The sequence below is a fragment of the Thalassospira lucentensis MCCC 1A00383 = DSM 14000 genome (genome assembly GCF_000421265.1).
In the GTDB taxonomy this organism is placed as follows: domain Bacteria; phylum Pseudomonadota; class Alphaproteobacteria; order Rhodospirillales; family Thalassospiraceae; genus Thalassospira; species Thalassospira lucentensis.
In genome coordinates this window covers 425,042-437,359 of sequence record NZ_ATWN01000002.1, presented here as the reverse complement: position 1 = coordinate 437,359, position 12,318 = coordinate 425,042, and the positions used below count along the sequence as shown (strand labels likewise).

Genomic DNA, 12,318 nt, shown 5'->3' with positions numbered 1-12,318 from the left:
ATTCTCCTGACGGAAGGCATTCCCGTTCCCTAACGGCCCTTGCGCGGGGCGCTGTCATCTAAAAATCTGACCACTTTATAGGACCGCGCCTGATCGGGAGCAAGAAAAGCCATAGAAAAGAACGATATTCTCGCCCAAACAGACGATCAACTTGCCCCGCACGGCATTACCAACCATATTACGCTCAACATATTGACCCCAAAGCCGGAGACAACCATGCAGATCAATAACCGCATTCTCGATGACCTGACCCGTGTCACCAATTCTGCACTGGGCACCATGACCGGCGTCAAAGGCGAAGTCGACGCAATGATCCGTCAGCAGTTTGAGAAAATCCTGGTGAACATGGATCTGGTCACCCGCGAAGAATTCGACGTCGTGCATGATGTTGCCATTCGCGCAGCCGAACGCATTGACGCGCTCGAAGCCAAAATTACCGATCTTGAAAAACGTCTTGCCGTTGCCGATGCGCCCAAGAAACCGGCAGCAAAACGCACCAGCGCAAAAACAACTGCGAAAAAAGACGTATAACCGGGCTGCACTCCCCACATTAAGGTCAGATAACCGTCGTTCTTTGATCGGATAAGCCCCGTCTTATCCGGCCAATTGCGAACGCAGGACGACAATGACATGAAACTCATTGCAGTCCTGCGATTAAGGGCGGTTGAAACACGGCACGCCGCGGCATATAGTGCGCGCCCTTTCGCATATGCTTAAACAGGCTGGGTTTATATGAACGACCAACCCGACGATATTGGCGATATGGACGACGAAAATCCGTTGCTCCTTGTTGAAGATATCGCCCGCACCAACCAATGGCACATAGAACGACGCAGCACCGATGAAGTGGTGGTCGAGATTCCGGGCCATTGGTGCACGTATCTGGTCTATTTCACCTGGCGTGATGATGCAGAAGCATTGCACATCGCATGTTGCTTTGACCTGTTTGTGCCCGAGCCATTGCGCCCGCGCATGTATGAACTGGTGACCAAATGTAACGAGCAACTCTGGATCGGGCATTTCGGTCTGTGGCTCGAAGAAAACATGCCGCTGTTTCGTCACACACTGTTGTTTGGCGGCGACGTCCCCCCAATGGTCGAACAGTTCGAAGAAATGATCGACATTGCGGTCTCGGAATGTGAACGGTTTTTCCCGGCGTTTAATTTCGTACTGGGTCAGGGCAAATCCCCCGACGAAGCGTTGATGCATTCCATGCTCGAACCGCTCGGACAGGCGTAAACGCCCAAACCCACTTCCACCAATCACGCGTATCAGGACGGCATAGTGCCGTCCTTTTGCATATAACGCCCTGTTGCACCGCTTTTTTTTCGATTTTCCCGCACGGTCGGCAAAACAAAACAAACATCATCTTCGCGCTTCAAGCCAAACACCGAACAAAATAAAATCCGGCAAAACCCACCAACCACAGCCAAACACCCCGCTGTGATGTACATAACTATTTTTGGTGTTCCCACCTTTGCCACCTCTTGCCCTACGGCCTGACTTGACCCACCTTGAGAAGATCGCTACGGCATTGAATCACGACTGTTGATTGCACCCCGCACAACAGTATCGGATGGATAAAGCGGAGCAATTTTATGAATACGCGCCTTTTGCTGGTCGGTTGCGGAAAGATGGGCAGTGCCATGCTCGAAGGCTGGCTTGCGCAGGGGCTTGTTGCCAGCAATGTCTATATTGTTGAGCAGCCCGAAGCGGCCGAGAAACTCCAAACCAGCTACGGCATCAATGGCATCACCGATGTCAAAGACGTGCCCAAGGACTTTAGCCCGCAAGTCGTGCTGTTTGCCGTCAAGCCACAGGTCCTGCCTGATGTGATTGACGCCTATAAGCCGCTTGCACGCGCCGAAACCGTGTTTCTGTCGGTGGCTGCTGGCAAAACCATTGAATTCTTTACCAGCCATCTGGGCGAAAACGCCCGCATTGTGCGCGCCATGCCCAACACACCAGCTGCGGTCTCGCGCGGCATGACCGTGATGTGCCCAACTGAAAATGTCAGCATCGCCCAGTGCAACATGTGCGAAACCCTGCTTAAAACCGTCGGTCTTGTGTCCTGGGTCGAGGATGAAAGCCTGATGGATGCGGTTACGGCCCTGTCGGGAAGCGGACCGGCCTATATCTTCCATCTGGTCGAAGCCATGGCACAGGCGGGTGAAACCGCAGGGCTCCCCGCAGAACAGGCGATGCTGCTTGCCCGTCAGACCGTGGTTGGTGCGGGCTTCCTGCTTGATAGCAGCGAAGAAACCGCAGAAACCCTGCGCCAGAATGTCACAAGCCCGGGAGGCACCACGGCGGCCGCCCTTAATGTTCTGATGGATCAAAAATCAGGACTGCCCGAACTGATGACCCGCGCGGTTGAAGCCGCCCGCAAACGGTCGGTCGAACTGGCGGGCTAAAACACCCCGCCTCCACCAATAAGGAGTACAGTCATGCCTGCGAAAAAGGATATCCCAAATACCCTGATCACGGCCGCCATGAAACTGGCCGCCGATAAAAGCTGGCATGACGTCACCCTGATTGATATCGCCCAAGCGGCTGGCGTGACGGTTGCGGACTGTTACGACCATTGTCGTGGCAAGGGCGATATCCTTCGCAAATTCATCCATAAAATCGACCGCGACGTTCTCGCCGATCTCGATGCCGAAGATTTCAACGAACCCGGCCATGACCGGCTTATTGCGATTGTGATGGCGCGCTTTGATGCGCTGGCGGCCTATCGCCCTGCCCTGCGCTCGATCCTGTGCGCACGTGGCGATCTTGGCCCGGCAGATTCTTTGCGCGCCATTAAAACTCATTTCGGATCGATGCGCTGGATGCTCGACGCGGCAGGCTTTCGCACCGGTGGCCTTCACGGCAGCCTGCGCATTGCCGCGATGACCGGGATCTATGCCCGCTGCTTTAAGCTGTGGCTTGACGACACCAGCACCGACTTTGGCCCGACCATGGCCCTGCTTGATCGTGAATTGTCAAAGGCCGCAACATGGGACGCCCGGGTTGAAAAGGGTCTTGGCAAAGCACACCACCTGTGCGGCAAAATTTCAAAAAAATATCACCGCTTTGCAGCAAAAAATCATGGTTCATCCCAACAGGAAACCACGGCGCAAACGCCCGCACAGACCAGTGGATCTTCTGCAACGGCACCCTAAGTATCTGATCTAAAATCCAAAAGATACATGAACACTCAGGGTTATGTTACCGACATAAAACAATAACCTTACGGTTTTTGTGCAGTGCAAAATAATCCTTGACGAAAGCGATCCATTCCTTCATATTGCAGTTGAATTTGTGCGGCGCACAATAGCGCCTCATTCCATAAATGTTCAAATTTTTAGATGGAGTGCAAACCATGACCGCCGCAAAAAAGGCAACGAACCCGTTCTTTGATCTCGACTTCACCAAGTACACCGCGGACTTTAAAATTCCGGGTGTTGACGTGAACGAAATGATGGCTTTCCAGCGTAAAAACATGGAAGCCCTGACCAAAGCCAACAAGGTAGCCTTCGATGGTTTCCAGGCTGTTGCTCAGCGCCAGGGTGAAATCTTCAAGTCGCTGCTGGACAAAGTCCAGACGCAGGGCAAAGATTTTGCTGCTACATCCGCTGACGACCCGATGGCGTCTGCTGCAAAGCAGACCGAAGTCGCGAAAGCCGCATACGAAGAAGCACTTTCGAATGCCAAGGAACTGTCAGGTCTGGTAACCAAGTCTCAGGAAGAGGCACTTTCTCTTCTGCAGACTCGCTTTACCGATTCTCTCGACGAATTCAAAACCGTAATCGAAAAGAGTGCGGTCGCGAAGTAACAGCTTAACGCTTTACACTTCCCGTAATCTACTTGATGGCAGGACCTTCTGGTCCTGCCATTTTTCTTATGTTTTGCTCAAACTCCTGACTTTGGCCCGGCCCGTGCTTTGGACTTCTCAGACCAGACGTCCCGCATTAATCTGGCGCCATAACAAGGAGACCACATCATGAGCGAAATCAGTTTTGATGATTTTCTAAAAGTCGATATCCGCGTTGGCACCGTCATTGATGCGCAAGACTTCCCCGAAGCCCGCCGCCCGGCCTTAAAACTGTGGGTGGATTTCGGCCCGGACATCGGCACCAAAAAAACATCAGCCCAGATCACCAAATATTACACCCCCGAAAAGCTGATCGGCCGTCAGGTCGCGGGCGTTATCAACTTCCCCAAAAAGCAGGTCGGACCGTTCATGTCCGAATTCCTGTGTTTGGGTTTTCCCGACGGCGCGGATGACAAAGGCATCGTTCTGATCAAACCTGATCAGGAAGTCCCAAATGGCAGTCGACTGTTTTAACCGTCAGGTTTTGGGGCATAGGCTGTGCATGACCGATGGGAACAAAGCTTTGAACGCCCGACTTTGCGGAACAAATCGTTTTTAAAGGTCGCCCTTTTCCAAAAAATTAGGCGGGAACACATCATGTCCCCGCCCACTCTGCCTCATAGCTGTCACCAGCTACCTTGCAAGAACCACTGCCGCTTCGCGTGTGCGCCCTACAGTACCCGACACCAGCGATGACGCATCGCGGATATAACGCACGGTCGATGAAAACCGTTCAACCGATTCTGCCATGCGCTGCATATTGCCCGACACTTCCTGGGTCACCGCACTTTGCTCTTCAACCGCTGACGAAATCGTGGTGACGTTATTTACAACCCCTTCGACATCGCCCTGAATGGTGCCAAGAACGCCAGTGACTTCCTCGGCGATATTCTGAACGCCTTCAATCTCACCGGTGATCTGCTCTGTCGCGCGGGCCACCTGATTGGCAAGATTTTTAACCTCCGTCGCAACCACTGCAAACCCTTTGCCAGCTTCCCCCGCGCGGGCGGACTCAATCGTTGCGTTGAGTGCCAGTAAGTTGATCTGCCCGGCAATACCTTGAATGACGTCGATGATATTGCTCATCGCGCCGACCAGTTCGGTCATTCTGCCGGTCGATGCCCCCGCCTGAACCGCCTTTTCGAAAACCATATCAGTTGACGCCCGCGCCTCAGACATGCTGCGCGAAATTTCTGCAATCGATGCGGCAAGTTGCTCGGTCCCCGCAGCAACCGCCTGAACATTTTCAGATGTTTCTTCACATGACGAAGTTGCCACGTCTGATCGTTGATCAAGCTCGCCCAGACTGTGATCGATTTCAGTGAAATTGGTATCGATCATCGCCTTAAGCTCCGACAGCAAGTTCACCTGCTCGGTAATATCGGTGGCATATTTGATGACTTTGTAAGGATTGCCGTCAGGGTCAAAGATCGGATTGTAAGACGCCTCGATCCAGATTTCTTTGCCGCTCTTGGCAATGCGCTTGAACTGCTTTGCACAGAAATTCCCGCGACCTAAATCTTTCCAAAATTCGTCATATTCTGCACTGCTTGAATATTGCGGATCGACAAAGATTTTGTGGCGGCGACCAACAACTTCCGACAGTTCATAGCCCATCACATTCAGGAAATTGTCGTTGGCGTCCAGAATGTTTCCCTGAAGATCAAACTCAATCACCGCTTGGCTGCGGTTGATCGCATTTACCTTGCCTTCGAAATCGGCAAAGGTCTGCTGACGCTTGGTGATGTCGGATGCAAATTTGACGATCTTGACAACCTCGCCTTTTTTATTGCGCACCGGGTTATAGGTTGCTTCGATCCAAACCCGCTGGCCGCTTTTGGTAATGCGTGGGAATGCTGCGGATTTAAAAGTACCCCCGCGCAAATCAGACCAGAACAGATCGTAGTCCGGACTGTTTTTGATCTCAGCAGGCACAAATATCGCGTGATGCTTGCCAACGATTTCGGCCAGCTCATATTCCAGGACCGACAAAAAGTTATCATTTGCCCGCAATATCGTTCCTTGCGGATCAAACTCGATAACGGCCAGCGACTGGTCAAGTGCTGTCAAAGTCTCTTTCGCCAGAGAACCGGTGTTGCGCTTAAAAAAATTGAAGATAGCCATGGTAAACTCCTATCAATCGTCATTAAGGCAGAACACTGCCTCTTACTGCCGAACGCGGCGTTGAGAGGAATTTACGCAAAACACCTATACAAAAATATCCCCATTTGGGGAGCAGCATATCCATAGGTATATATTTTTGGATCAAAACATTAAAAAGGACACAAACGCAATGCGCTGTGCCCTTTTAAAATAGACGATTATTTTTGAAACCAGCGTTATCAAGCCTTGAAATTACTTCTCGACGAACGCTTTTTCGATCACGAAATGGCCCGGCTCATTCATGTTGCCTTCCTTGCCACCCCACTCGACCAGCATTTCGCGGGTGTCGGCAATCATTTCCGGATTGCCACACAGCATGAAGCGGTCATTTTCAAGGGATGGCTTGGGCAGGCCAAGGTCGCTATACAGCTTGCCCGATTTCATCAGTTCGGTGATGCGGCCCTGATTTTTGAACTCTTCGCGGGTGACGGTCGGATAGTACAGAAGCTTGCTCTGAACGTCTTCGCCAAAGAATTCATTGTTGGGCAGTTCGCTGTGAATGAATTCCTGATAGGCCAGTTCACGCACTTCGCGGCAGCCATGCACCAGAACAACCTTGTTATAGCGCTCGTAGGTTTCGTAATCGCGGATCACGCTCATGAACGGCGCCAGACCGGTACCGGTCGACAACAGCCACAGGTTTTTGCCCGGCAGCAAATTGTCATGGATCAGGGTTCCGGTTGGCTTGCGCCCTACCAGGATCTTGTCACCCAGCTTGACGTGCTGCAAACGCGACGTCAGCGGTCCATCGGGCACCTTGATCGAAAAGAATTCAAGTTCCTCGTCATAGTTCGCACTGACCATCGAATAGGCGCGCAAAAGCGGCTTGCCTTCAACTTCGAGGCCGATCATCGCGAACTGACCATTGATGAACCGAAAGCCCGGATCACGCGTGGTTTTGAACGTGAAGAGAGTGTCCGTCCAGTGATGGACATAGGTGACGGTTTCTTCGTTAAAATTGCTGGCCATAACGCTGCATCAATCCGTTTCGTCTAAAGATGTTTTCAGGGGCGCGGCGGGAATAAGGATGTATATCCCGGCAAAACGTCCATGCCAAGTTGGCGCGATTTAACATCACTTCACCGTATATCGCAAGAAAACAATCTCATTTTTTGTAATTTTTGTGTGAATTACACAAATTTATACAAAATATATGTAGAATATTGTCTGACAATCATGCACGATAGAGTGACCTGCCGCGATTGGCAACACGGCATTGCTGTGTGATACCCGATCAGAACCGGGCGAACAATGATCCACCGCAAACGGGTGATATATGATGCAAACTGCCGCAGAAAAACCCGACAACCTGACAGTTCAGCACATCACGGACGCCATCACCAATGCCATCCGCGAAGGCCGTCTGGCCCCCGGACAGCGGCTGACCGAAATCGACTTTGCCAAGAAACTGTCGGTGAGCCGCCCGTCTGTGCGCGAAGCCTTTCGTCAGTTGACCTCCGACGGCCTGCTGCTTTCCCAGCCATATCGCGGTGTCAGTGTCAGGCACATGACCCGGCGCGAAGTCGATGACCTGTTTACCGTCCGAAGCGCGCTGGAAGGACTGGCGGTACGGTTGGCGACACCAATGCTGCACGCAGACATCAGCCCACTTGAAACCATCCAGGACCAGCTTGATCGCGCCGAGGCCGCCCGCGACCTCACCGCCATGTCGCGTCATAACCTTGCCTTTCACATGCTGTTTGCCGATGTCAGCGGCAATGCCCTGCTATGCGAACAGCTGCGCCGGATCGCCAATAATGTCTATTGGCTGCAATTTCGTGTGCTTGTCGCCGACGAGAAGGTCCTGGCGACCAATGGCGCACACCGCGAAATCGTTGCCGCGATCAAACAAGGGGATGCCAAACGGGCCGAGTCTATCATGATCGATCACGTCGATCAGTCGCGCCAATTGGTGCAGGCCCTGTCCGACGATCATTTCAATGATCACGCGTCCTAAACACTGCTTTCTGGCGTTACCAGAACACCAGACGCAAGACATTCGAACGCCGCTACGACCTTGGGCAGGGTCGCTTCTGGAGTCTCACTTGCGGCAACCCAAAGTGCGGCATTAAGTGCGACACCGTTCAGAAGCCGCGCGAAGGCTTCAATATCAACAGGCTTGATCGCCTTCTCGGCCGCAAGGTCCTGCAAGGTCGCGATTGTTGCCTGAAGACATCGGTTCTGACTTGGCCATTGTGACGGATCGCCAAGCACCGCCGGACCATCAAGCAACACGATCCGCTGCACTTCGGGCTGAAGCGCCATCTCGATATAGGCCGCCCCTTCGGCCAGAAGACCTTTCCAGCTACCTCCGGCTTTCTGACCCGCTTCATGTGCGCGTGTCGCCATAACGGTGTCGATCTCATCCACAACCGCCGCCATCAATCCCTTCTTGTCACCAAAGTTGTGATAGAGCGCACCGCGCGTCAAACCGACATCTGCTGTCAGATCGTCCATCGATGCACCGGAATAGCCTTTTTCCGCAAATGCCTTGCGGCCTGCGGCAATCAGTTTTGCACGCGTTTCCGCCATTTTAGCTGCGCGGGTTGTTGTCGCCATGTCCCACCTCTTTCATATACGCATCATATGCAATTGACATACGCTTCGTATGTCGTTAGTTAATATACGCATCGTATGTGAATACCCAAAACAATTCCACTCTTACCTGAATGAGGACAACATGCCCCTTACCAACAAACCCATCTTCCCCGCAAACCGTCATGATCTTTATGAACAGCATGGCTATTCAGCGGCCATACAGTCCGGTGACCTGCTCTTCGTTTCTGGCCAGGTCGGCAGCCGCGAAGACGGTTCTCCCGAACCCGATTTCCGCAAGCAAGTCATCCTTGCATTTGACAATCTCAAGGCTGTGCTCAAGGCCGCAGACTGCACCATCGATGACATCGTTGACGTCACAACGTTCCATACAGATCCAGAACATCAGTTCGAAACAATCATGGACGTAAAAAGCACCGTCTTTGATCAGGCGCCCTATCCGAACTGGACGGCGATTGGTGTCAACTGGCTTGCCGGGTTCGATTTCGAAATCAAAGTGATCGCCCGCATTCCTGCCAAGGTTTGATTTCTCCCGATAAACGCCCTGCTGCATTTTTGCTGTGGCAGGGCGCTTTGGGACCTCACAAGATGCTTGGCCGATATCTGGCCACCAGCCCGACCTCTCACCCAAACATGCTGGCTTTGCCCCAAAATTCTACTGTTGACACTTGCTCTAGGGCACATCTCCCCGTACGATTGTCTGACAATTTAATAAAACAACAATTTCAGGAAAGTGCCATGACTGCCACCAAGGGCCTGACAACTGACTTCGTTCCGATCCCCCTGCCAGATTATCAGGAATATGATGTGGCGCAGATGCGCGCGCGGGCTCAGGGTTTCTATGACGACATTAAAACCCGCCACACCGTGCGCGATTTTTCTGACCGGCCCGTGCCGCGCGACATTATTGAAACCTGCATCCGTGCGGCAGGAACCGCGCCAAATGGCGCCAATCATCAGCCATGGCATTTTTCGGTCATTGGCGACCCGGCGATGAAAAAGCAGATCCGCGATGCGGCTGAGGAAGAAGAACGCGCCTTTTACGCGGGACGTGGCGGCGAAGAATGGCTCGACGCACTTGGTCCGCTGGGCACGGATGACAGCAAACCGTTTCTTGAAATCGCTCCCTGGCTGATCTGCATCTTTGGCGAACGCAAAAGCACCTCGGCCGACGGCAAGCTGCGCAAGAACTATTACGTCCCGGAATCGGTCTCCATTGCGACGGGCTTTCTGATTGCCGCCCTGCACCGTGCGGGCCTTGCAACCCTGACGCACACGCCAAGCCCGATGAGCTTTCTGACCGATATCTGTCAAAGGCCTGCCCACAACAAACCCTACATTCTTCTGGTCACGGGCTATCCCGCATCAGACGCGACCATCCCAACCCACGCGACCGAGAAAAAGCCGCTGTCTGAAATCGCGACATTCTTCTAAGCGGCCATTTTTATCGCCCGACACGACAAAAGCCCCGTAAACATATTACGGGGCTTTTGGTATTCGCTAAATGCGGGACTGGAAAATATCGCGGCCTTAATGCCCGACCGGCAAGATCAGGCGCACGCGCAAGCCACCGCCCGGTGCATCCGCCAGCACGACTTCGCCGCCATGCCCACGCGCTGAATCGCGTGCGATGGTCATGCCAAGCCCGACGCCGCCGGTGGCCTGATTGCGTGATTCCTCAAGCCGGAAAAACGGTTTGAAGACTTCTTCGCGCTTATCGGCCGGAATGCCCGGACCATCATCATCAAAGACAATTTCATAATCGGGCCCACGCCGACCGGCGCGCACCGACAGGTTATTGGCATATCGCCCGGCATTGGACATGATGTTGGCAATACAGCGGCGCATCGATTGCGGGCGGAGCTCCATATCAAGATTGTCTTCGATATGCAGATCAATCTGCTGACCATCGCGCAAGGCCTCGCCCACCTGATCGGTCAGAAGTTTGCCAATATCAGTCGGCTCGGCCTTTTCACCTTCTTCACCGCGCGCAAACGCCAGATAGGCGTCGACCATGCGTTCCATATCAACCACGTCCTGCTTGAGCGCATCAACACCCGGCGATGATTGCTGCATCGCCAGTTCAAGCTTCATGCGGGTCAAAGGTGTGCGCAGGTCATGCGACACCCCGGCCAAAAGGGCCGTGCGTTGCGACAAATGCCGCCCGATACGGTCGCGCATCGACAAGAAAGATGTTGCCGCCATGCGAACTTCGGACGCCCCTTCGGGCTTGAAGTCCTCGACATCAACACCCCGGCCAAACTGATCAGCAGCCTTCGCCAAACGGCGGATCGGGCGCACTTGATTGCGCATGAATATCACCGCGACCCCATACAGGATCAGGGCCGATCCGGCGATCCACATGAAGAAGATATAGGTGGTTGAATTATAAAGTCGTTTGCGCGGGGCGACGATCGACAGCACGCCCTCTTTCAGTTGAACCCGAATTTCAAGCTGGCGGTCATCCAGATCGAGATTGAAATAAAACGGACGCGCCAATCGCTCATCAAGGGCATTAAACAATTCCTCGGACACCAGACCAAACGGCGGTTCAGTGGTTTCCTCCTGCAAAATCTCGTCTGGTTCAAACACCAGATCAAGTTGCATGCGCCCGCGGGCTGAATGCTGAATCCATTGGTAATGTTCTTCGTCAGGAAACTGACCCAGATAATCAATGACATAGGCCACATCACCGGCAAGTCCACGGCTGAGCTGACGTGCGACCGTGTCCCAGTGGCGCTCAAAAAAGATCAGCACAGTGACAATCTGCAACAGCAACATCGGCGTCATCAGAATCAAAAGCGACCGGCCCAAAAGGCCTGTCGGCATCAATCGCTTGATCCATCCGTTCCGTTCACTACCCACGGTGCACTTCCCTGTTCATTTCGCCACACCTGATCACAATCATCGTTTCAGTTCAATCTGCATACAGCACATAGCCCCGACCACGCACTGTCTGCAAGTATCTTGGTTGCTTCGGGTCTTCTTCAAATTTTCGACGCAGGCGGGTTACCTGCACATCGATGCTACGTGACGCCCCGGCATCGACGGCATTGCCGCCCATCAGACCATGAAGTTCCTCGCGCGATGTGATTTGTCCGCGCCGCGTCACCAATGCCGCCAACAGTGCCTGCTCGGACGTGGTCAGATAGATGTGCTCCGTCCCCGATTGCAATGTCATGCGTGCAGAATCGAACGAAAACGGGCCAAACCGCACGACATCATCGTCGCCCCCCCCTTCATCGACATCAGCATCCGGATCGGGCATTTGGGCAAACCGACGCAGGATGGCTTCGATCCGCAACACAAGTTCGCGGGGCTCAAACGGCTTGGCAAGGTAATCATCGGCCCCGGCTTCAAGTCCGGTAATGCGGTCTTGCGTTTCCGAAAGTGCCGTTAACAGCAAGATCGGAACCTTTGAACCAGACTCGCGCAAGCTTCGCGCCAGATCGAAACCCTTTTCGCCGGGCATCAAGACGTCCAGTACGATCAAGTCAAACTGAAGTCCGGCAAGGCTGGATCGGGCTTCTTGCGCATTCCGCGCCGCTGAGACGATAAATCCGTTCTCCCCCAGATACCGGGTTAGAAGCCCCCGCAAGCGATCATCATCGTCGACCACAAGAACATGTGGCTGATCTGCTTTGCTCATCAAACTCCCCCAAACACCGAAATCATCTCTGACTTATGCCGAGTAACTTGGGCCAAAAAGTGTTTCAAAAGCATCAAGCTCGCCATCATAACTT

General features: G+C 53.3%; 15 protein-coding genes. 9 read left to right on the top strand and 6 right to left on the bottom strand.

Translation table 11 applies throughout. The annotated features are described in order from the left end of the window. The first annotated feature begins 216 nt into the window (after positions 1-216). Together K355_RS0106165 and K355_RS0106160 are read left to right on the top strand one after the other, a co-directional pair. A complete protein-coding gene (locus K355_RS0106165; protein WP_022731243.1) occupies positions 217-531 on the top strand; it encodes an accessory factor UbiK family protein in 315 nt (104 codons plus the stop codon). Between the two features lie 201 nt (positions 532-732). Beyond that, entirely contained in the window at positions 733-1,239 is a 507-nt protein-coding gene (locus K355_RS0106160) for a type III secretion system chaperone family protein (protein ID WP_022731242.1), read from the top strand. Between the two features lie 32 nt (positions 1,240-1,271). Here K355_RS0106160 and K355_RS0106155 read toward each other — a convergent pair whose 3' ends face one another. After that, the gene (locus K355_RS0106155; protein WP_147250353.1) at positions 1,272-1,475 is read right to left on the bottom strand and encodes a hypothetical protein; all 204 of its coding nucleotides are present in this window, start codon (positions 1,473-1,475) and stop codon (positions 1,272-1,274) included. A gap of 123 nt (positions 1,476-1,598) precedes the next feature. Between K355_RS0106155 and proC the strand changes: the two genes are divergently transcribed. The 4 genes from proC (at position 1,599) to K355_RS0106135 (ending at position 4,330) form a co-directional block, all read left to right on the top strand. Next, positions 1,599-2,414: a pyrroline-5-carboxylate reductase gene (gene proC / locus K355_RS0106150; RefSeq protein ID WP_022731240.1), complete on the top strand. Its 816-nt coding sequence runs from the start codon at positions 1,599-1,601 to the stop codon at positions 2,412-2,414. Between the two features lie 33 nt (positions 2,415-2,447). Then, positions 2,448-3,164, top strand: a complete 717-nt coding sequence (locus tag K355_RS0106145; RefSeq protein WP_022731239.1) for a TetR/AcrR family transcriptional regulator — start codon at positions 2,448-2,450, stop codon at positions 3,162-3,164. 200 nt (positions 3,165-3,364) lie between these two features. Next, positions 3,365-3,817 (top strand): phasin family protein, encoded by a 453-nt coding sequence (locus tag K355_RS0106140; protein WP_022731238.1) that lies wholly within the window; start codon positions 3,365-3,367, stop codon positions 3,815-3,817. 168 nt (positions 3,818-3,985) lie between these two features. After that, a complete protein-coding gene (locus K355_RS0106135) occupies positions 3,986-4,330 on the top strand; it encodes a tRNA-binding protein (RefSeq protein ID WP_022731237.1) in 345 nt (114 codons plus the stop codon). A gap of 159 nt (positions 4,331-4,489) precedes the next feature. Here K355_RS0106135 and K355_RS0106130 read toward each other — a convergent pair whose 3' ends face one another. Both K355_RS0106130 and K355_RS0106125 read right to left on the bottom strand, forming a co-directional pair. After that, a complete protein-coding gene (locus K355_RS0106130) occupies positions 4,490-5,980 on the bottom strand; it encodes a methyl-accepting chemotaxis protein (RefSeq protein ID WP_022731236.1) in 1,491 nt (496 codons plus the stop codon). Positions 5,981-6,211: 231 nt separating this feature from the next. After that, positions 6,212-6,988, bottom strand: coding sequence for a ferredoxin--NADP reductase (locus K355_RS0106125; RefSeq protein WP_022731235.1), 777 nt, complete (start codon positions 6,986-6,988; stop codon positions 6,212-6,214). Positions 6,989-7,298: 310 nt separating this feature from the next. On the opposite strand from K355_RS0106125, the gene K355_RS0106120 reads away from it, so the two are divergent. Then, positions 7,299-7,976, top strand: coding sequence for a GntR family transcriptional regulator (locus tag K355_RS0106120; protein ID WP_028791383.1), 678 nt, complete (start codon positions 7,299-7,301; stop codon positions 7,974-7,976). Here K355_RS0106120 and K355_RS0106115 read toward each other — a convergent pair. After that, positions 7,973-8,578 (bottom strand): TetR/AcrR family transcriptional regulator, encoded by a 606-nt coding sequence (locus tag K355_RS0106115; protein ID WP_022731233.1) that lies wholly within the window; start codon positions 8,576-8,578, stop codon positions 7,973-7,975. The two genes, K355_RS0106120 and K355_RS0106115, sit on opposite strands and share 4 nt — an antisense overlap. Before the next feature lie 121 nt (positions 8,579-8,699). Between K355_RS0106115 and K355_RS0106110 the strand changes: the two genes are divergently transcribed. Together K355_RS0106110 and K355_RS0106105 are read left to right on the top strand one after the other, a co-directional pair. Next, a complete protein-coding gene (locus K355_RS0106110; RefSeq protein ID WP_022731232.1) occupies positions 8,700-9,101 on the top strand; it encodes a RidA family protein in 402 nt (133 codons plus the stop codon). Positions 9,102-9,313: 212 nt separating this feature from the next. After that, positions 9,314-10,009: a nitroreductase family protein gene (locus K355_RS0106105; RefSeq protein WP_022731231.1), complete on the top strand. Its 696-nt coding sequence runs from the start codon at positions 9,314-9,316 to the stop codon at positions 10,007-10,009. Between the two features lie 96 nt (positions 10,010-10,105). Here K355_RS0106105 and K355_RS0106100 read toward each other — a convergent pair whose 3' ends face one another. Both K355_RS0106100 and K355_RS0106095 read right to left on the bottom strand, forming a co-directional pair. Beyond that, positions 10,106-11,440 (bottom strand): HAMP domain-containing histidine kinase, encoded by a 1,335-nt coding sequence (locus K355_RS0106100; RefSeq protein WP_022731230.1) that lies wholly within the window; start codon positions 11,438-11,440, stop codon positions 10,106-10,108. Positions 11,441-11,492: 52 nt separating this feature from the next. Further along, positions 11,493-12,224: a response regulator gene (locus K355_RS0106095; protein WP_022731229.1), complete on the bottom strand. Its 732-nt coding sequence runs from the start codon at positions 12,222-12,224 to the stop codon at positions 11,493-11,495. Positions 12,225-12,318 lie beyond the last annotated feature (94 nt).